General features: G+C 62.9%; 28 protein-coding genes. 5 read left to right on the top strand and 23 right to left on the bottom strand.

The features are described from left to right. Positions 1-172: 172 nt before the first annotated feature. From AS031_RS02395 to AS031_RS02375, 5 genes are all read left to right on the top strand, one after another. Entirely contained in the window at positions 173-1,132 is a 960-nt protein-coding gene (locus AS031_RS02395) for a carbohydrate ABC transporter permease (RefSeq protein ID WP_179945004.1), read from the top strand. Then, complete coding sequence (locus AS031_RS02390; protein WP_058266523.1) at positions 1,129-2,049, top strand: carbohydrate ABC transporter permease; 921 nt, start codon at positions 1,129-1,131, stop codon at positions 2,047-2,049. The genes AS031_RS02395 and AS031_RS02390 overlap by 4 nt, the downstream gene beginning before the upstream one ends. Positions 2,050-2,119: 70 nt before the next feature. Continuing rightward, positions 2,120-3,469, top strand: a complete 1,350-nt coding sequence (locus AS031_RS02385; protein ID WP_058266522.1) for an ABC transporter substrate-binding protein — start codon at positions 2,120-2,122, stop codon at positions 3,467-3,469. Between the two features lie 95 nt (positions 3,470-3,564). Next, positions 3,565-4,056 carry a DUF2975 domain-containing protein gene (locus AS031_RS02380; protein ID WP_058266521.1) on the top strand — a complete coding sequence of 164 codons (492 nt, stop codon included), beginning with the start codon at positions 3,565-3,567 and terminating at the stop codon, positions 4,054-4,056. Next, positions 4,056-4,277 (top strand): helix-turn-helix domain-containing protein, encoded by a 222-nt coding sequence (locus AS031_RS02375; protein ID WP_058266520.1) that lies wholly within the window; start codon positions 4,056-4,058, stop codon positions 4,275-4,277. The genes AS031_RS02380 and AS031_RS02375 overlap by 1 nt, the downstream gene beginning before the upstream one ends. Positions 4,278-4,330: 53 nt before the next feature. Here AS031_RS02375 and map read toward each other — a convergent pair whose 3' ends face one another. The 23 genes from map to rpsJ all read right to left on the bottom strand — a co-directional run bounded on the left by map (position 4,331) and on the right by rpsJ (position 17,286). After that, the gene (map, locus tag AS031_RS02370) at positions 4,331-5,158 is read right to left on the bottom strand and encodes a type I methionyl aminopeptidase (protein WP_058266519.1); all 828 of its coding nucleotides are present in this window, start codon (positions 5,156-5,158) and stop codon (positions 4,331-4,333) included. A 71-nt stretch (positions 5,159-5,229) separates the two neighbouring features. Continuing rightward, positions 5,230-5,799: an adenylate kinase gene (locus tag AS031_RS02365; RefSeq protein ID WP_171908938.1), complete on the bottom strand. Its 570-nt coding sequence runs from the start codon at positions 5,797-5,799 to the stop codon at positions 5,230-5,232. A gap of 5 nt (positions 5,800-5,804) precedes the next feature. Continuing rightward, the gene (secY, locus tag AS031_RS02360) at positions 5,805-7,115 is read right to left on the bottom strand and encodes a preprotein translocase subunit SecY (RefSeq protein WP_058266518.1); all 1,311 of its coding nucleotides are present in this window, start codon (positions 7,113-7,115) and stop codon (positions 5,805-5,807) included. Between the two features lie 217 nt (positions 7,116-7,332). After that, positions 7,333-7,812 (bottom strand): 50S ribosomal protein L15, encoded by a 480-nt coding sequence (gene rplO / locus AS031_RS02355; RefSeq protein ID WP_058266517.1) that lies wholly within the window; start codon positions 7,810-7,812, stop codon positions 7,333-7,335. Continuing rightward, positions 7,812-8,018 carry a 50S ribosomal protein L30 gene (rpmD, locus tag AS031_RS02350; RefSeq protein WP_058266516.1) on the bottom strand — a complete coding sequence of 69 codons (207 nt, stop codon included), beginning with the start codon at positions 8,016-8,018 and terminating at the stop codon, positions 7,812-7,814. Before rpmD ends, rplO begins: the two co-directional genes overlap by 1 nt. Before the next feature lie 2 nt (positions 8,019-8,020). Continuing rightward, a complete protein-coding gene (rpsE, locus tag AS031_RS02345) occupies positions 8,021-8,737 on the bottom strand; it encodes a 30S ribosomal protein S5 (protein ID WP_058266515.1) in 717 nt (238 codons plus the stop codon). Next, entirely contained in the window at positions 8,734-9,117 is a 384-nt protein-coding gene (gene rplR / locus AS031_RS02340) for a 50S ribosomal protein L18 (protein ID WP_018760446.1), read from the bottom strand. Before rplR ends, rpsE begins: the two co-directional genes overlap by 4 nt. A gap of 2 nt (positions 9,118-9,119) precedes the next feature. Then, positions 9,120-9,656: a 50S ribosomal protein L6 gene (gene rplF / locus AS031_RS02335; RefSeq protein ID WP_058266514.1), complete on the bottom strand. Its 537-nt coding sequence runs from the start codon at positions 9,654-9,656 to the stop codon at positions 9,120-9,122. 18 nt (positions 9,657-9,674) lie between these two features. After that, positions 9,675-10,073: a 30S ribosomal protein S8 gene (gene rpsH / locus AS031_RS02330; RefSeq protein WP_043454616.1), complete on the bottom strand. Its 399-nt coding sequence runs from the start codon at positions 10,071-10,073 to the stop codon at positions 9,675-9,677. 81 nt (positions 10,074-10,154) lie between these two features. After that, positions 10,155-10,736, bottom strand: a complete 582-nt coding sequence (gene rplE, locus AS031_RS02325) for a 50S ribosomal protein L5 (protein WP_058266513.1) — start codon at positions 10,734-10,736, stop codon at positions 10,155-10,157. Next, positions 10,736-11,098 carry a 50S ribosomal protein L24 gene (gene rplX, locus AS031_RS02320; protein WP_058266512.1) on the bottom strand — a complete coding sequence of 121 codons (363 nt, stop codon included), beginning with the start codon at positions 11,096-11,098 and terminating at the stop codon, positions 10,736-10,738. Before rplX ends, rplE begins: the two co-directional genes overlap by 1 nt. A 3-nt stretch (positions 11,099-11,101) precedes the next feature. Further along, positions 11,102-11,470, bottom strand: a complete 369-nt coding sequence (gene rplN, locus AS031_RS02315) for a 50S ribosomal protein L14 (protein WP_003803789.1) — start codon at positions 11,468-11,470, stop codon at positions 11,102-11,104. A gap of 474 nt (positions 11,471-11,944) precedes the next feature. Beyond that, positions 11,945-12,250 carry a 30S ribosomal protein S17 gene (gene rpsQ, locus AS031_RS02310; protein ID WP_058266511.1) on the bottom strand — a complete coding sequence of 102 codons (306 nt, stop codon included), beginning with the start codon at positions 12,248-12,250 and terminating at the stop codon, positions 11,945-11,947. Continuing rightward, complete coding sequence (gene rpmC, locus AS031_RS20270) at positions 12,247-12,576, bottom strand: 50S ribosomal protein L29 (RefSeq protein ID WP_018769136.1); 330 nt, start codon at positions 12,574-12,576, stop codon at positions 12,247-12,249. Before rpmC ends, rpsQ begins: the two co-directional genes overlap by 4 nt. 2 nt (positions 12,577-12,578) lie before the next feature. Continuing rightward, positions 12,579-12,995, bottom strand: coding sequence for a 50S ribosomal protein L16 (gene rplP / locus AS031_RS02300; protein ID WP_043454603.1), 417 nt, complete (start codon positions 12,993-12,995; stop codon positions 12,579-12,581). After that, positions 12,996-13,814 carry a 30S ribosomal protein S3 gene (rpsC, locus tag AS031_RS02295; protein WP_058266510.1) on the bottom strand — a complete coding sequence of 273 codons (819 nt, stop codon included), beginning with the start codon at positions 13,812-13,814 and terminating at the stop codon, positions 12,996-12,998. It lies immediately after the preceding gene. Further along, positions 13,815-14,180 (bottom strand): 50S ribosomal protein L22, encoded by a 366-nt coding sequence (gene rplV / locus AS031_RS02290; protein WP_009358304.1) that lies wholly within the window; start codon positions 14,178-14,180, stop codon positions 13,815-13,817. A 39-nt stretch (positions 14,181-14,219) separates the two neighbouring features. Further along, positions 14,220-14,501, bottom strand: coding sequence for a 30S ribosomal protein S19 (gene rpsS / locus AS031_RS02285; protein WP_003803803.1), 282 nt, complete (start codon positions 14,499-14,501; stop codon positions 14,220-14,222). Between the two features lie 12 nt (positions 14,502-14,513). Next, positions 14,514-15,353 carry a 50S ribosomal protein L2 gene (gene rplB, locus AS031_RS02280; RefSeq protein ID WP_058266509.1) on the bottom strand — a complete coding sequence of 280 codons (840 nt, stop codon included), beginning with the start codon at positions 15,351-15,353 and terminating at the stop codon, positions 14,514-14,516. A gap of 29 nt (positions 15,354-15,382) precedes the next feature. Next, the gene (gene rplW / locus AS031_RS02275) at positions 15,383-15,688 is read right to left on the bottom strand and encodes a 50S ribosomal protein L23 (protein WP_009358306.1); all 306 of its coding nucleotides are present in this window, start codon (positions 15,686-15,688) and stop codon (positions 15,383-15,385) included. Next, positions 15,685-16,305, bottom strand: coding sequence for a 50S ribosomal protein L4 (rplD, locus tag AS031_RS02270; protein ID WP_058266508.1), 621 nt, complete (start codon positions 16,303-16,305; stop codon positions 15,685-15,687). Before rplD ends, rplW begins: the two co-directional genes overlap by 4 nt. A gap of 4 nt (positions 16,306-16,309) precedes the next feature. Next, a complete protein-coding gene (gene rplC, locus AS031_RS02265; protein WP_058266507.1) occupies positions 16,310-16,960 on the bottom strand; it encodes a 50S ribosomal protein L3 in 651 nt (216 codons plus the stop codon). Positions 16,961-16,977: 17 nt separating this feature from the next. Beyond that, complete coding sequence (gene rpsJ / locus AS031_RS02260; protein WP_003803825.1) at positions 16,978-17,286, bottom strand: 30S ribosomal protein S10; 309 nt, start codon at positions 17,284-17,286, stop codon at positions 16,978-16,980. Between the last annotated feature and the right edge of the window lie 154 nt (positions 17,287-17,440).

Genomic DNA, 17,440 nt, shown 5'->3' with positions numbered 1-17,440 from the left:
TCTTTGTGCGAGACTGCTCTCAACACAGCGTTAACGGGCGACGAAGCCTTGGATAACAGTCCCCTGACAAGGGCATATGCGGGTTTCAGCCCCCTGACGGTCTGGTGTAGTAGTCCCTAGATCAAGCCAGGGCCGGCCACGAGCAGGCTCCCCGACCCCGGGAGAGACACGCATGACCCGTCAACTCGCCCCGCAACCCCCGGCCAAAACCAACCGGTCTCCGGGACAATCCGGCAAAGTACCAAGGCGCCGATGGACTGCAAGGTCCCGCCGCGACTTCTTCGTGTTCCTCGCCATGGCGCTGCCCAACCTGGTGCTGATCGCCGTCTTCACCTATCGTCCGCTGTTCAGCAATGTCTACTACTCGACGCTGGACTGGACCCTGGGGTCGCCCACGGCCACGGTGGTGGGCCTCGGTAACTACGTCACCTTTTTCAGCAGCAATGATGCGCCCAAGGTCCTGGGCACCACTGCCGTGTTCACCGTGGTGACGGTGGGCGGCTCCATGCTGCTCGGTTTGCTGGTGGCTTTGGCGCTGAACGCCAAAGTGCGCGGCACCACGTTCGCCCGCTCAGCGGTGTTCGCCCCCTACGTGCTGTCCGGCGTCGGCGTAGGCCTGGTGTGGCTGTTCATCTTCGACCCCGGCTACGGCGTCCTGGCCTGGCTGCTCCGGGGCATCGGGCATCAAAGCCCGCAGTGGATCAACGATCCCCAGCTCTCGCTGGTCATGGTCATCCTGGTCTACGTCTGGAAAAACCTGGGCTACTGCGCCGTGGTCTACCTGGCGGGCCTGCAGTCCCTTCCGCAGGAAGTCATGGAGGCCGCATCCCTGGACGGCGCCAATGGATTCCGCCGCTTCACCAGCATCTCGTTGCCGCTGCTCTCCCCCACCACATTCTTCCTCCTGATCACCACCCTGCTCAGCTCCCTGCAGGCGTTCGACCTCATCCGCATCATGACGCCGCTGGGCACCGGCACCAGCACCCTGATCTATGAGGCATACCTGCAGGCCTTCGGCGCCTACAACAGGGCCGGATACTCGGCAGCCATTTCCGTAGTGCTGTTCGCCATCCTCCTGGTCATCACCGTGCTCCAGCTGCGGTTCGTGGAACGAAAGGTGCACTACTCGTGACCTCCCTCTCACCCGTCAGCCCTGATCCGTCCACACCGGCTGCCACTCCCCCGGAAAGCGCCCCCGTCCGCGACCGCCCGCTGTCGCGGCGCAACCTGGCCAAGACCGTGGCGGGAGGCTACCTGCCGCTGCTCATCGCAACGCTCGTGGTCTTCCTGCCCCTGCTGTGGATGGTGCTGAGTTCCTTTAAGCAGGCAGGCGAAATCGTCACCACGGACCTGAAGATCTTTCCGGAAAGCCTGAACCTGGAGAACTACCGGACCGCCATGACGACTGTCCCGTTTGGGCAGTTCTTCCTGAACAGCACCATCGTCACCCTGGCAGGGGCCACCATCAAGGTGATCCTGGCGATCCTGACGGCGTACGCGCTGGTCTTTGTGCGGTTCCCGTTCCGGAACTTCATCTTCCTGCTGATCCTGGTTGCCCTCATGGTTCCCCCGCAGGTGTCAATCCTGCCCAACTTCATCCTGATCGCCGGGATGGGCGGCAAGAACACCCTCTGGGGAATCATCCTTCCCGGGCTCGGCACGGCCTTCGGGACCTTCCTGCTTCGCCAGCACTTCCGTACCCTGCCGGGTTCCATCCTTGAGTCGGCAGAGATGGACGGCGCGGGCCACTGGCGGCGCCTGTGGCAGATCGTTGTCCCCGTCTCGGTTCCGTCGATCGCCACCGTGGCACTGGTGACCATCGTGACCGAGTGGAACGACTACATCTGGCCGCTCATCATCACCGACCGGCCCGAAACCATGACGCTCCCCGTGGGACTGACGCTGCTGCAGAACAGCGAGAGCAACGCGGCCGGGTGGGGCGTCCTTATGGCGGGCGCGGTCCTGGTCATCGTCCCGATCCTGATCGTTTTCGCGGCCCTGCAGCGCTACATCGTGGCAGGCCTCACCCAGGGAAGCGTCACCGGCTAAGCTGCCGGCCGCCGTCGTGCCCTCCACCCCGACCTTCACCTTCCACAGGCAACAACCGAAAGGAACCGTCATGACACTTCACCTGGACCGGAGGCATTTCCTGGGCCTGGCAGGCGTCACCGCCTCTGCCGCCGCCCTTGCAGCATGCGGCGGACCCTCAACAACGGGCGGCGGCCAGGCCACTTCCCAGGCGGCCGACATCGACTTCAACGGCGTGAAGCCGGCGGCCAAGATCGATTTCTGGTCCAGCCATCCCGGCCAGTCGCAGGACGTTGAGAAGAGCCTGATCGAAAAGTTCCAGGCGAAGAACCCGGGCATTAGCGTCAACCTGGTGACGGCGGGCGCCAACTACGAGGAAATCGCCCAGAAGTTCCAGACGGCGCAGGCTGCAAAGTCCGGACTTCCGGCCGTCGTGGTCCTCTCGGATGTGTGGTGGTTCCGCTACTACACCAACGGCAGCATCATTCCCGTGGACAGCCTCACCAAGCAGCTGGACATGAAGATGGACGACTTCCAGCAGTCGCTGATCAACGACTACGAGTACGACGGCAAACAGTGGGCCGTGCCCTATGGCCGCTCAACCCCGTTGTTCTACTACAACAAGGACCACTTCGCCGCAGCCGGACTGCCGGACCGTGCACCCAAGACCTGGGATGAGTTCGGGCAGTGGGCGCCGAAGCTGAAGGCAGCGTCGGGCGCCCAGTACGCCTACATCTACCCGGCCCTGGCAGGATATGCGGGCTGGACGCTGCAGAACATGCTGTGGGGCTGGGGCGGTGGCTGGTCCAAGGAATGGGACATTATCTGCGACTCCACCGAATCCGTGGCAGCACTGCAGTGGGCCCAGGACTCGATCTACAAGGACAAGTGGGCCGGCGTCTCCTCCAAGGAAGCCGCGGACGACTTCTCCGCCGGATTGACCTCCGCCACCATCGCCTCCACGGGTTCGCTGCTCGGAATCCTGAAGTCGGCCAAGTTCAACGTGGGCGTTGGATTCCTGCCGGGCGGCCCCAAGGCGGCCACCAACGTCTGCCCCACGGGCGGCGCAGGCCTGGGAATCCCCAGCGGGATCAGCAAGGAGGAACAACTTGCCGCAGGAATGTTCCTCGACTTCGTCACCCAGCCGGAAAGCACTGCCGAGTTCTCGGCCGCTACCGGCTACATGCCCACCCGGAAGTCCGCCGACATGAAGGCCGTCCTGGCGAAGACGCCCCAGATCCAGACCGCCGTGGACCAGCTCGCCGTGACCAAGGTGCAGGACAACGCCCGCGTGTTCCTGCCCGGGGCGGACCAGGAGATGGCCAAGGCTGCCGCGAAGATCCTCACCCAGCAGGGCGACGTGAAGTCCACGATGACGGAGCTCAAGGCAACCCTGGAAGGCATCTACACCAAGGACGTGAAGCCCAAGCTGAAGGCCTAGGACTTCCGCCGCTGATGGGGCCATAGGCGGCGGCACTGGCTTAACCTATCGATAAACAATAGGATCTTCCTGATATTCGATATTAGGAGATTCCCGTGGGAAAACTGACAGTCCTCGCGCTGCGCATCGTCATAGCGCTGGTCCTTGCCGGCTCACTGTTCGTGCAGGTGTGGATGGTGCCGCTGCTGTCCGCGGACCTGCAGGGAGCCGGCGCCCCTGACGGTCCGCGGATCACCCTGCTCGCCATCACGGTGCTCGGAATCGCCTGCGTGCAGGTCACTGCCCTCTGCGTGTGGCGGCTGCTGACCATGGTGCGCCGCGGAACAGTGTTCTCCAACGCGGCGTTCCGCTTCGTGGACATCATCTTCGGGGCAATCTCCGCGGCGGCCCTCCTGGTGTTCGGCATCGCCGTGCTGCTGGCGCCGGGCGACGTGGCGCCCGGCGTGGTCCTGCTGATCTGCGGCGCAGCACTCATGACCGGCGGCGTGGCCCTGCTGGTCCTGGTGCTGCGCACGCTGCTGGCCCAGGCCGTGGCCCGGGACGCCGAGGCAAGGGACTTGCGCTCAGAACTCGACGAGGTGATCTGATGGCCATCGTCGTGGACATCGACGTGATGCTGGCCAAACGGAAGATGCCGGTGGGCGCGCTGGCGGAGCGCATCGGGATCTCCCCCGCCAACCTGGCCGTGCTGAAGAACGGCCGGGCCAAAGCGGTGCGGTTCACCACCCTTGAGGCACTCTGCGAGGTTCTGGAGTGCCAGCCGGGAGACCTGCTGCGATGGGAACCGGACACTCCCCCAACCAAATAGCAGTAAGTGCCGTTTTGAGGGGTCAAAACGGCACTTACTGCTACGTGGACGGGCTACGGGATCGGCACCGGGGTGACGCCGAGCGGCACTAGGTGCTCCGCACCGCCGTCGGGCGCGGACAGTACCCAGATGCCCTTCTCGTGGACCGCCACCGAGTGTTCCCACTGGCAGGAGCGCTTGCCGTCCGTGGTTACCACGGTCCAGTCATCCTCCAGCACGGCCGTGTCGATGCCGCCGCGGACCAGCATGGGCTCAATGGCCAGGCACAGGCCGGGCTTGATCTTCGGCCCGCGATGGTTGGTCCGGTAGTTCAGGACGTCCGGCGCCATGTGCATCTCAGAACCGATGCCGTGCCCCACGTAGTCCTCAAGGATGCCCAGCGGTTTGCCCGGGACGGAGGAGACGTAGTCGTCGATGGCGGCACCGATGTCCCCCACATGGCTGCCCGTGGCCAGGGCCGCGATGCCCCGCCACATGGCTTCCCTGGTGACGTCCGACAGGCGCTGGTCCTCCGGGTCCGCCGTGCCCACAATGACCGTCCGCGCGGAGTCGGAGTGCCAGCCTTTGACGATCGCGCCGCCGTCGATGGAGATGATGTCCCCGTCCTGCAGGACCCGGCCGCCGGGGATGCCGTGGACCACTTCCTCGTTGACGGAGGTGCAGATGGTGGCGGGAAAGCCGTGGTAGCCAAGGAAGTTGGACTTGGCGCCCGCCTCGCTCAGCACGGCCGCGAACACGTCGTCCAGGTGCTTGGTGGTCACGCCCGGCGCGGCTGCGGCCACGGCGGCGTCCAATGCACGGCTCAGCACGAGGCCGGCCTCATGCATGGTGCGCATCTGGGCGTTGTTCTTGAATTCGATGCGGGGCTGGCCGAAGGCCATGGCACTTCCTTTCACATGGCTGAGGCTCCTCCCGTGTTCCGGGAGGAGCCTCGAATAACCGGTGGGCCGGACTAGGCCGCCTGCGCGGCCTTGATGGCCTGCATGACGCGGTCAGTCACTTCGTCGATCGGGCCGATGCCGTCGACCTGGGTGAGGATGCCGCGCTCTGCGTACTTCGCCACCACGGCTTCGGTCTGCTCGTGGTAGAGGTCAAGGCGGTGGCGGATGACGGCTTCGTTGTCGTCGCTCCGGCCCGTTTCCTTGGCCCGGCCCAGGAGGCGGTGCACCAGTTCCTCGTCGTCAGCGGTGAGCTGCAGGACGACGTCGAGCTTTTCCTCGTTCTTGGCGAGGATCTCGTCAAGGTAGTCCACCTGGGCGGTGGTGCGGGGGTAGCCGTCCAGCAGGAAGCCGGATTCGACGTCGGACTCGCTGAGGCGGTCGCGGACCATTTTGTTGGTCACGCTGTCCGGCACGAAATCCCCATTGTCCATGTACTTCTTGGCCTCGATGCCAAGCGGCGTTTCGCCCTTTACGTTGGCACGGAAGATGTCGCCGGTGGAGATTGCCACAACGCCGAGGCGTTCTGAAATCCGCTCAGCCTGCGTTCCTTTTCCGGAACCGGGAGGTCCAATAATCAGCATTCTCGTCATCGCAAAAGCCCTTCGTAGTGACGTTGTTGTAGCTGCGCATCAATCTGCTTAACGGTCTCCAAGCCAACGCCCACCATGATCAGGATCGAGGTGCCACCGAACGGGAAGTTCTGGTTTGCGTTGATCAGCACCAGTGCCACCAGCGGGATCAGCGCCACGAAGCCCAGGTAGAGGGCGCCGGGGAGCGTGATCCTCGACAGCACGTACTGCAGGTAGTCCGCGGTCGGTTTGCCCGCGCGGATACCTGGAATGAAGCCGCCGTACTTCTTCATGTTGTCCGACACTTCTTCAGGGTTGAAGGTGATGGCTACGTAGAAGTAGGTAAAGAACACGATCAGGGCGAAGTAGATCGCCATGTAGATCGGGTGGTCGCCGCGGGTCAGGTTGTTGTTGATCCACTCAACCCAGGCTGGAATGGGCTCACCGTTCCGCGGCTGGTTGAACTGCGAGATCAGGCCGGGCAGGTAGAGCATGGAGGAAGCGAAGATCACCGGGATGACACCGGCCATGTTCACCTTGATGGGAATGTAGGTGCTGGTGCCGCCCACGGTCCGCCGGCCGATCATCCGCTTGGCGTACTGCACCGGCACACGGCGCTGGGACTGTTCGACGAAGACCACCAGGGCCACCGTCAGCAGGCCGACGGCGAGGACGATGAAGAACGTTCCGGGGCCCTGCGAGGTCCAGATGGCGCCCAGGGAGGTGGGGAACGTGGCTGCGATGGAGGTGAAGATGAGCAGCGACATGCCGTTGCCCACGCCCTTTTCCGTGACCAGCTCACCCATCCACATGATCAGGCCGGTGCCGGCCGTCAGGGTGATGATGATCAGGATGGTGGTGATGATGCTGTCATCGGGGATGATCGGCAATGCACAGCCCGGCAGCAGCTGGCCGGAGCGGGCCAGGGACACCAGGGTGGTGGCGTTCAGCAGGCCCAGGGCGATGGTGAGGTAACGCGTGTACTGGGTCAGTTTGGACTGGCCCGAGGCGCCCTCCTCGTAGAGCTGCTGGAACCGGGGAATGACCACCCGGAGCAGCTGCACGATGATGCTGGCCGTGATGTACGGCATGATGCCGAGGGCAAAGATGGACACCTGGAGCAACGCGCCGCCGCTGAAGAGATTGACGAGCTGGTACAGCCCGCCGGCGGTCTGTCCGTTCTGCAAGCATTGCTGGACATTCTGGTAGTCCACACCTGGCGAGGGAATGAAAGCACCCAAGCGGAAGATGGTGATGATTCCCAGCGTGAACAACAACTTGCGTCGCAGATCAGGCGTGCGGAAGGCCCGGCCAAATGCGCTAAGCAAGCGTCCTCCTGTGGTGTAAAGAAGAATGGAGTGATGGGGATCTATAAATCCCAACAACCGAGTCTAACGGTTGATTGCGCCATGCGAACAATCCGCAGCAACGGCCGTGCGCCGGATGGCGGCGAAAAAACGCCCGGCGGATGGAAAAAACTCCCGGTGGCCGGGGCCTGGGGCCCCGGTCACCGGGAGTTCAGCAACGGGCTTTCGCCCCACCGTCCTAGAGGGCGGTGGTGCTTCCGCCTGCAGCAGCGATCTTTTCCGCGGCGCTGGCCGAGAATGCGTGGGCGGTGACGTCAACCTTGACGGTGATGTCGCCGGTGCCCAGCACCTTGACGGGCTGGTTCTTGCGAACGGCGCCCTTTTCGACCAGGTTCTCGACGGTGACTGCGCCACCTTCCGGGAACAGTTCGTTGAGCTTGTCCAGGTTCACAACCTGGAACTCAACCCGGAACGGGTTCTTGAAGCCGCGCAGCTTGGGCAGGCGCATGTGCAGCGGCAGCTGGCCGCCGGCAAAGCCAGCCTTTACCTGGTAGCGGGCCTTCGTACCCTTGGTACCGCGACCGGCGGTCTTACCCTTGGATGCTTCACCACGGCCCACACGGGTCTTGGCGGTCTTTGCACCCTGGGCGGGACGCAGGTGGTGGACCTTCAGGGCGTTCTGCTTCTCAGCAGACTGTGCCTCAGTCTTCTCTGCCATTACTTCGCCTCCTCAACATTCACGAGGTGCGGAACCGTGTTGAGCATGCCCACGGTCACGGCGTCGGCGGTACGGACAACGGTGTGTCCGATGCGCTTCAGGCCGAGGGACCGCAGGGTCTCGCGCTGGTTCTGCTTGGCGCCAATGACGCCCTTGATCTGGGTGATTTCCAACTTAGCGTCGGAGGGAACCAGGTTCTTAGCCATGACTACACACCTGCCTTCGGAGCCAGGAGGGCCTTCACCAGTGCCTGCGGAGCAACTTCGTCCAGCGGCAGGTTGCGGCGTGCAGCCACGGATGCCGGCTCTTCGAGGCGCTTCAGGGCGTCAACAGTCGCGTGAACGATGTTGATGGCGTTGGAGGAACCGAGCGACTTGGAGAGGATGTCGTGGATGCCCACGCACTCCAGTACTGCACGGACCGGACCACCGGCGATAACACCGGTACCGGCGGAAGCCGGACGCAGCATGACGACGCCGGCAGCGGCCTCGCCCTGCACGCGGTGCGGGATGGTGTTGCCAACGCGGGGAACGCGGAAGAAGGACTTCTTGGCCTCTTCAACGCCCTTGGCGATAGCAGCGGGAACTTCCTTGGCCTTGCCGTAGCCGACGCCGACCATGCCGTTACCGTCACCCACGACGACGAGTGCGGTGAAGCTGAAGCGACGACCACCCTTGACGACCTTGGAAACACGGTTGATGGTGACAACGCGCTCTACGAACTGGTTCTTCTCGGCGTCACGGCCGCCATCGCGGCCGCCACGGCCACCGCGGTCGCCGCGGCCCTGGCCACGGTCGCCACGCTCACCGCGACGGGCGCCACCACGGCGATCGTCGGTGGCGGGGGCAGTGGTCTCAGCAGCTGCGGCTTCGGGTGCCTTCTGATCTGCAGACACAGTGTCCTTTTCCTTGTTTGCTTCGGTCACAGTGACAGCCCACCTTCGCGTGCACCGTCGGCGACGGCGGCAATGCGGCCGTGGTACTTGTTGCCACCACGGTCGAACACGACAGCCTCAACACCGGCAGCCTTGGCACGCTCGGCAACGAGTTCACCAACGCGCTTGGCCTTGGCGGTCTTGTCACCATCGAATGCACGAAGGTCAGCTTCCAGAGTGGATGCGCTTGCTACGGTCTGGCCAATGCTGTCATCGACAACCTGGACAAATACGTGGCGTGCGGAGCGGTTGACCACCAGGCGGGGGCGGGCAGCCGTACCGGCAATGCGCTTGCGGATACGAAGCTGGCGACGGCTGCGGGCAGCTGCCTTGCTCTTGTTCGTACGCTTCTTGTTAATGGCGATGGCCATGGTTACTTACCAGCCTTTCCGACCTTGCGGCGGATAACTTCGCCGGCGTAACGGATGCCCTTGCCCTTGTACGGGTCAGGCTTCCGCAGCTTGCGGATGTTGGCAGCAACCTCGCCGACCTGCTGCTTGTTGATGCCAGAGACAGAGAGCTTGGTCGGTCCCTCTACTGCAAAGGTGATGCCGTCCGGAGCCGTGACGCTGACCGGGTGGCTGAAGCCGAGAGCGAACTCAAGGTCAGACCCCTTGGCCTGGACACGGTAACCGGTGCCAACGATTTCGAGCTTCTTCTCGTAGCCGGCGGTGACGCCCTGGATCATGTTGGCGATCAGGGTGCGGGTCAGGCCGTGCAGCGAACGGGAGTTGCGCTCGTCGTTCGGGCGGGAGACGGTCAGGGTGTTCTCTTCAAGGGCAACCTCGATCGGGCTGGCCACAGTGTGGCTCAGCTCGCCCTTGGAACCCTTGACGCTGACGACGGAGCCGTCAACCTTGACCTCAACGCCGGCGGGAACGGTGATGGGGAGACGTCCAATACGTGACATTATTCTCTTCCTTTCCCGTTACCAGACGTACGCGAGGACTTCGCCGCCCACGCCCTTCTTGCCGGCCTGCTTGTCAGTCAGGAGGCCGGAAGAGGTGGACAGGATTGCGATACCCAGGCCACCCAGCACGTGCGGCAGGTTGGTGGACTTCGCGTAAACGCGGAGACCCGGCTTGGAGATGCGGCGGACGCCAGCGATGGAACGCTCGCGGTTCGGACCGAACTTCAGCTCGAGGGTCAGCTTCTTGCCGACCTCAGCGTCTTCTTCCTTCCAGCCGGCGATGAAACCTTCGGCCTTGAGGATGTCGGCAACGCGTGCCTTGAGCTTGCTGTAAGGCATAGACACGGTGTCGTGGTATGCCGAGTTTGCGTTACGCAGGCGCGTAAGCATGTCTGCGACAGGATCTGTCATTGTCATGGTGGGCTCATGCCCTTCCTCGTAACGGTTTCCGCCGTCCGCTTCCAGGAAGCAGTACGGCCGGACCTTTTACGTAGTTAGTTAAGCTTCGGTCTTGAACGGGAAACCAAGCGCCTTGAGCAGCGCGCGGCCTTCGTCGTCGGTCTTGGCGGTGGTGACGACCGTGATGTCCATACCGCGAACGCGGTCGATCTTGTCCTGGTCGATCTCGTGGAACATAACCTGCTCGGTCAGACCGAAGGTGTAGTTGCCGTTGCCGTCGAACTGCTTGCCGTTGAGGCCGCGGAAGTCGCGGATACGGGGCAGGGCCAGGGTGACCAGGCGGTCCACGAATTCCCACATGCGGTCGCCACGCAGGGTTGCGTGTGCACCGATGGGCATGCCTTCGCGCAGCTTGAACTGAGCGATGGACTTGCGGGCCTTGGTGACCTGGGGCTTCTGGCCGGTGATCTGGGTGAGGTCGCGGACAGCGCCGTCGATCAGCTTGGAGTCCTTGGCGGCATCTCCAACACCCATGTTCACAACGACCTTAACCAGGCGGGGCACCTGGTTGACGTTGGCGTACTTGAACTCATCCTGGAGCTGGCCCTTGATGGTTTCGGCGTACTTGGTCTTCAGACGAGGAACGATCTTCGTTGCCGGAGTCTCGAGAGTCTCAGTCATTAGATGTCCTTCCCGGTGCTCTTGGACACGCGGATGCGGACGGTCTTCTTAACGCCGTCCTTCTCTACGGTGTCGAGGCGGAAGCCCACGCGGGTCGGCTTCTTGGTCGACGGGTCAACCAGTGCCACGTTGGAAACGTGGATCGGGGCCTCAACGACCTCGATGCCGCCGGTCTTGGTGCCGCGCTGCGACTGTCCAACCCGGGTGTGCTTGGTGACGCGGTTGATGCCTTCGACCAGCACGCGGTTGGTGTCGGTGAAGACGCGCAGAACCTTGCCCTGCTTGCCGCGGTCGCCGCCGCGCTCAGCCTTGGCGCCAGTGATGACCTGAACCAGGTCACCCTTCTTGATCTTTGCAGCCATGGACTAGAGCACCTCCGGAGCCAGAGAAACGATCTTCATGAACTTCTTGTCACGCAGTTCACGACCAACCGGTCCAAAGATACGGGTACCGCGGGGGTCACCGTCGTTCTTCAGGATCACAGCTGCGTTCTCGTCAAACTTGATGTAGGAACCATCCGCACGGCGGCGTTCCTTCTTGGTACGAACGATGACAGCCTTGACGACGTCACCCTTCTTTACGTTGCCGCCCGGGATTGCATCCTTGACGGTGGCGACGATGACGTCGCCGATGCCTGCGTAGCGACGGCCGGATCCACCGAGAACGCGAATGGTAAGGATTTCCTTAGCACCCGTGTTGTCGGCGACCTTCAGTCGCGACTCCTGCTGAATCACTATTTACTCCTTGCGTCGCGCCGGTTCTCAGACCGAAAACTTCCCTACGGAATGAGCCTTGCGGAACGGTTGATCGGGGTGTCTCTTGACCTGCCTGGATTTTGCCAGACCAGGCCTAAACGCCCGTGCCAGAAGCAGTTGCTCCCATCCGTTCCGGGAGTAATCCCGGGCGCACAGGGGCACTGTGCTGTGGCACGCTTGTTTACGAGGTTGGTGAACGGCGCGCGAAAGGCGCCATACAAACTCAATATCCTAGCACGTTTTCCGCCGGTTCCCATATCACCACTTCGTCCTGCCCCGCAAGCAAGACAGGGCGGACGACGACGGCGCGTACGGCATGCCGTCGCGGCACCCAGGTGCCGCTCCCCCGCGCGCCCGGTCCGCCGCCGTCGTCGTTGCCGCCTGGCGTCCGGGCAGTTAAACGAGGAGGCCCCCGCTCCCGAAGGAGCAGGGGCCTCAGCTAAGCAGCAGCTGCTACTTGGCCTTCTCGAGGATTTCCACGAGCCGCCAGTTCTTGGTGGCGGACAGCGGACGGGTCTCGGCGATGACAACGAGGTCGCCGATGCCGGCGGTGTTCTCTTCGTCGTGTGCCTTGACCTTGGAGGTGCGGCGGATGACCTTGCCGTACAGTGCGTGCTTCACGCGGTCTTCAACCTCGACAACGATGGTCTTTTCCATCTTGTCGGAGACCACGTAGCCGCGACGGGTCTTGCGGTAACCGCGCTCCCCAGCCTTTGCTGCGGCAGCAGTTTCGGTCACGTTCTGGTCCTTTTCACTCACTTGGCGTCCTCCTCGGTCTCAGCCTTTTCAGCCTTGTCGGCCTTCTTGGTTGAAGCCTTCTTGGACTTCTTCTCTTCCTTGGCTTCCACAACCGGTGCGGCAACCTCGGCACGAATGCCCAGCTCGCGTTCGCGGAGAACGGTGTAGATGCGGGCAATGTCCTTCTTGACTGCACGCAGGCGACCGTGGTTCTCCAGCTGACCGGTGGCGGACTGGAAACGCAGGTTGAACAGCTCTTCCTTGGCCTTGCGGAGTTCTTCAACGAGACGCTCGTTGTCGAAACCGTCCAGCTGTGCGGGAGCCAGATCCTTGGATCCTACTGCCATTTCTATTCACCACCTTCGCGACGCACAATGCGTGCCTTCAACGGCAGCTTGTGGATTGCCAGGCGCAGGGCCTCGCGAGCTACCTCTTCATTGACACCGGAGAGTTCGAAGAGAACCCGTCCCGGCTTGACGTTGGCGACCCACCATTCCGGCGACCCCTTACCGGAACCCATGCGGGTTTCGGCAGGCTTCTTGGTCAGCGGACGGTCCGGGTAGATGTTGATCCAGACCTTACCGCCACGCTTGATGTGGCGGGTCATCGCGATACGGGCGGATTCGATCTGACGGTTGGTGACGTATGCCGGGCTCAGGGCCTGGATGCCGTACTCACCGAAGGAGACCTGGGTGCCGCCCGTAGCAGCGCCGGAACGACCCGGGTGGTGCTGCTTACGGTGCTTGACTCGACGTGGGATAAGCATTTAAGCCTGTCCTCCTTCTGCTGCTGCGGGTGCAGCGTCAACTGCCGGAGCTTCAGCAGCAGGAGCTGCTTCAGCGGCCGGACGGTCGTTGCGACGACGGCGGTCGCCACCCGGGCGGCCCGGACGCTCGCCACGGTTGCCGCGTGACGGTGCCGAGGCAGCCTGTGCGGCCAGTTCCTTGGCGGTCACGTCGCCCTTGTAGATCCAGACCTTCACGCCGATGCGGCCGAAGGTGGTCTTGGCTTCGTAGAAGCCGTAGTCGATGTTCGCGCGGAGGGTGTGCAGGGGCACACGGCCTTCGCGGTAGAACTCCGAGCGGGACATTTCAGCGCCACCCAGGCGGCCCGAGCAGGCGATACGGATGCCCTTGGCACCTGCACGCTGCGCGGACTGCATGGCCTTCTTCATCGCACGGCGGAACGCCACGCGGGAAGTCAGCTGCTCTGCAACGCCCTGGGCCACCAGCTGTGCCTCGACCTCGGGGTTCTTGACCTCGAGGATGTTCAGCTGGACCTGCTTGCCAGTGAGCTTTTCGAGCTCGCCGCGGATGCGGTCAGCTTCAGCGCCGCGGCGGCCGATGACGATGCCCGGACGTGCCGTGTGGATGTCCACGCGGACACGGTCGCGTGTGCGCTCGATCTCGACCTTGGCGATGCCTGCGCGCTCCATGCCCGTGGACATGAGCTGGCGGATGCGGATGTCTTCGCGGACGAAGTCCTTGTACCGCTGGCCGGCCTTGGTGCTGTCAGCGAACCAGTGCGATACGTGATCGGTGGTGACGCCGAGTCGGAACCCGTGCGGGTTTACTTTCTGTCCCACTTAGCGAGCCTCCTCTTTCTCCGGGGTAGCGACTACCACGGTGATGTGGCTGGTGCGCTTCTTGATCTGAAATGCACGACCCTGGGCGCGCGGCTGGAACCGCTTCATGGTCGGGCCTTCATCAACAAACGCTTCGCTGATGATGAGGTCGCCTTCGTCAAACGCCACGCCGTCGCGGTCCGCGAGGACGCGGGCGTTGGAGATTGCTGACTGAACTACCTTGAATACCGGCTCCGAAGCTGCCTGCGGGGCGAACTTCAGAATTGCCAGAGCCTCATTCGCTTGCAAGCCACGAACAAGGTTGACGACGCGCCGGGCCTTCATAGGCGTTACGCGGATGTGACGCGCAATTGCCTTGGCTTCCATTGCTTTCCTTCTCTCGTCTTTGACGTAAGTGCAGGCGCCTTAGCGGCGCTTGCCCTTACGGTCGTCCTTGACATGGCCGCGGAATGTCCGCGTGGGAGCGAATTCGCCGAGCTTGTGCCCGACCATCGACTCGGTGACAAACACCGGGATGTGCTTGCGTCCGTCGTGTACGGCGATCGTGTGCCCGAGCATGTCGGGGATGATCATCGAACGGCGTGACCAGGTCTTGATGACGTTCTTGGTGCCCTTTTCGTTTTCCCTGGCTACCTTCACAAAGAGGTGCTGGTCGACGAAAGGACCTTTTTTCAGGCTGCGTGGCATGTGTCCAGGCTCCTATCGCTTGTTCTTGCCAGTACGACGGCGACGCACAATAAGCTTGTCGCTCTCTTTGTTGGGGCGGCGCGTGCGGCCTTCCCGCTGACCGTTCGGGTTGACGGGGTTGCGTCCACCGGACGTCTTGCCCTCGCCACCACCGTGCGGGTGGTCGACCGGGTTCATGGCAACACCACGGACGGTCGGGCGGACGCCCTTCCACCGCATACGGCCTGCCTTGCCCCAGTTGATGTTCGACTGCTCGGCGTTGCCGACCTCGCCGACGGTTGCGCGGCAGCGCACGTCAACGTTGCGGATTTCACCGGAGGGCAGGCGCAGCTGGGCGTAGCGGCCTTCCCTGGCGACGAGCTGGATGGATGCGCCGGCGGAGCGGCCCATCTTGGCGCCGCCACCCGGGCGCAGTTCCACTGCGTGCACAACGGTACCCACGGGGATGTTGCGCAGCGGCAGGTTGTTGCCGGGCTTGATGTCAGCGTTGGGACCGGCCTCGACGAAGTCACCCTGGGAGAGCTTGTTCGGGGCGATGATGTAACGCTTGGTGCCATCAACGTAGTGCAGGAGTGCGATGCGGGCCGTACGGTTCGGATCGTACTCAATTTCAGCAACGCGGGCGTCAACGCCGTCCTTGTCGTGGCGACGGAAGTCGATCAGACGGTACTGGCGCTTGTGTCCGCCACCCTTGTGGCGGGTGGTGATCTTACCGGTGTTGTTGCGGCCGCCCTTCTTGGGCAGCGGGCGCACCAACGACTTTTCCGGCGTCGACCGCGTGATTTCGATGAAGTCCGCTACGCTCGAGCCGCGGCGGCCCGGGGTAGTCGGCTTGTATTTACGGATTCCCATAATTTATTTCCTCGTTAAAGTGGTCTCCGCTACGAGAGCGGACCGCCGAAGATGTCGATGGTGCCTTCTTTGAGGGTGACAATCGCACGCTTGGTGTTCTTGCGGGTACCCCATCCGAATTTGGTCCGCTTGCGCTTACCGGCACGGTTGATGGTGTTGATCGATTCGACCTTGACGGAGAAGATCTTCTCCACGGCCAGCTTGATCTCGGTCTTGTTCGAGCGGGGGTCCACCAGGAAGGTGTACTTGCCCTCGTCGATCAGGCCGTAGCTCTTTTCCGACACGACGGGTGCAAGCACGACGTCGCGGGGATCCTTGATGGTGGCTGCACTCACTTGGCATCCTCCTCGTTCTTAGCTGCCTTAGCGGCAACGAATGCTTCGTAAGCAGCCTTGGTGAAGACAACGTCGTCAGAGACGAGAACGTCGTAGGTGTTCAGCTGGTCTGCGTACAGAACGTGAACATCGGCGAGGTTGCGCACGGACAGTGCAGCAACATCGTTGGCGCGCTCGATGACGACCAGCAGGTTCTTGCGGTCGGAAACGCCGCGCAGCGTTGCCAGTGCGGCCTTGGCGGAAGGCTTGGTGCCCTCAACCAGTTCGGCGACAACGTGGATGCGTCCGTTGCGGGCCCGGTCGGACAGTGCGCCGCGCAGGGCAGCAGCAATCATCTTCTTGGGGGTCCGCTGGCTGTAGTCACGCGGGGTGGGTCCGTGGACAATGCCACCGCCGGTCATGTGCGGAGCACGGATGGAACCCTGACGGGCGCGGCCGGTGCCCTTCTGCTTGAACGGCTTGCGGCCTGCACCGGAAACTTCAGCGCGGGTCTTGGTCTTGTGGGTACCCTGGCGAGCAGCAGCGAGCTGGGCAACGACAACCTGGTGCAGCAGCGGCACGTTGGTCTGGACGTCGAAGATCTCGGCAGGCAGGTCAACCTGGACAGTGTTAGCCATTGAACTAGGCTCCCTTCACGGCGGTGCGTACGAAGACGACCTGGCCGCGGGCACCGGGAACGGCACCCTTGATCAGGAGCAGCGACTTCTCGACGTCAACCGCGTGGACCGTGAGGTTCAGCGTGGTGTGGCGAACGGCGCCCATGCGGCCGGCCATTCTCATGCCCTTGAAGACGCGGCTCGGGGTGGATGCGCCACCGATGGAACCGGGCTTACGGTGGTTCTTGTGTGCACCGTGGGAAGCACCGACACCGGAGAAGCCGTGACGCTTCATAACACCGGCGAAGCCCTTACCCTTGGTGGTGCCGATGACGTCGATCTTCTGGCCGGCGGCGAAGAGCTCAACGGACAGCTCCTGGCCCAGCTCGTACTCGGCAGCATCTGCGGTACGGAGTTCGACGACGTGGCGGCGAGGCGTGACGCCTGCCTTCTCAAAGTGACCAGCCAGCGGCTTGGTGACCTTGCGGGGATCGATCTGGCCGTAGCCGATCTGAACGGCGACGTAGCCATCGGTCTCAGCGTTGCGCAGCTGGGTGATGACGTTCGAGTCTGCCTGGACCACAGTGACGGGGATGAGCTTGTTGTTCTCGTCCCAGACCTGGGTCATGCCGAGCTTCGTGCCCAGCAGGCCCTTTACGTTACGGGTTGCGGTCATAGTTTCTCAGCACCTCCCTACAGCTTGATTTCGATGTTCACGTCAGCCGGCAGGTCGAGGCGCATGAGCGAGTCGACGGCCTTCGGCGTGGGATCGATGATGTCGATAAGACGCTTGTGCGTGCGCATTTCAAAGTGCTCGCGGCTGTCCTTGTACTTGTGCGGAGAGCGGATAACGCAGTACACGTTCTTCTCCGTGGGCAGCGGCACGGGGCCCACTACCGTTGCGCCTGCGCGCGTGACCGTCTCAACGATCTTCCGTGCTGAAACGTCAATGACCTCGTGGTCGTATGACTTCAGCCGGATGCGGATTTTTTGTCCCGCCATGTCGCCTGACTCTCTTTCAGTCTGTGCTTCCCCTGGTTAGGGCTGCCCTGTTCACTTTCCTGTTGTATGGCTGCCGAAGCATTTGAGGTCGTAACCACCATCCGCCGCACAAACTGAATCCGGATGAATCCGGGTTCCTCACCTTGCCGGCGCA

It is taken from the genome of Pseudarthrobacter enclensis (assembly GCF_001457025.1).
Taxonomy (GTDB): domain Bacteria; phylum Actinomycetota; class Actinomycetes; order Actinomycetales; family Micrococcaceae; genus Arthrobacter; species Arthrobacter enclensis.
The sequence above is the reverse complement of the archived record's forward strand: the minus strand, read 5'-3'. Positions and strand labels throughout refer to the sequence as shown.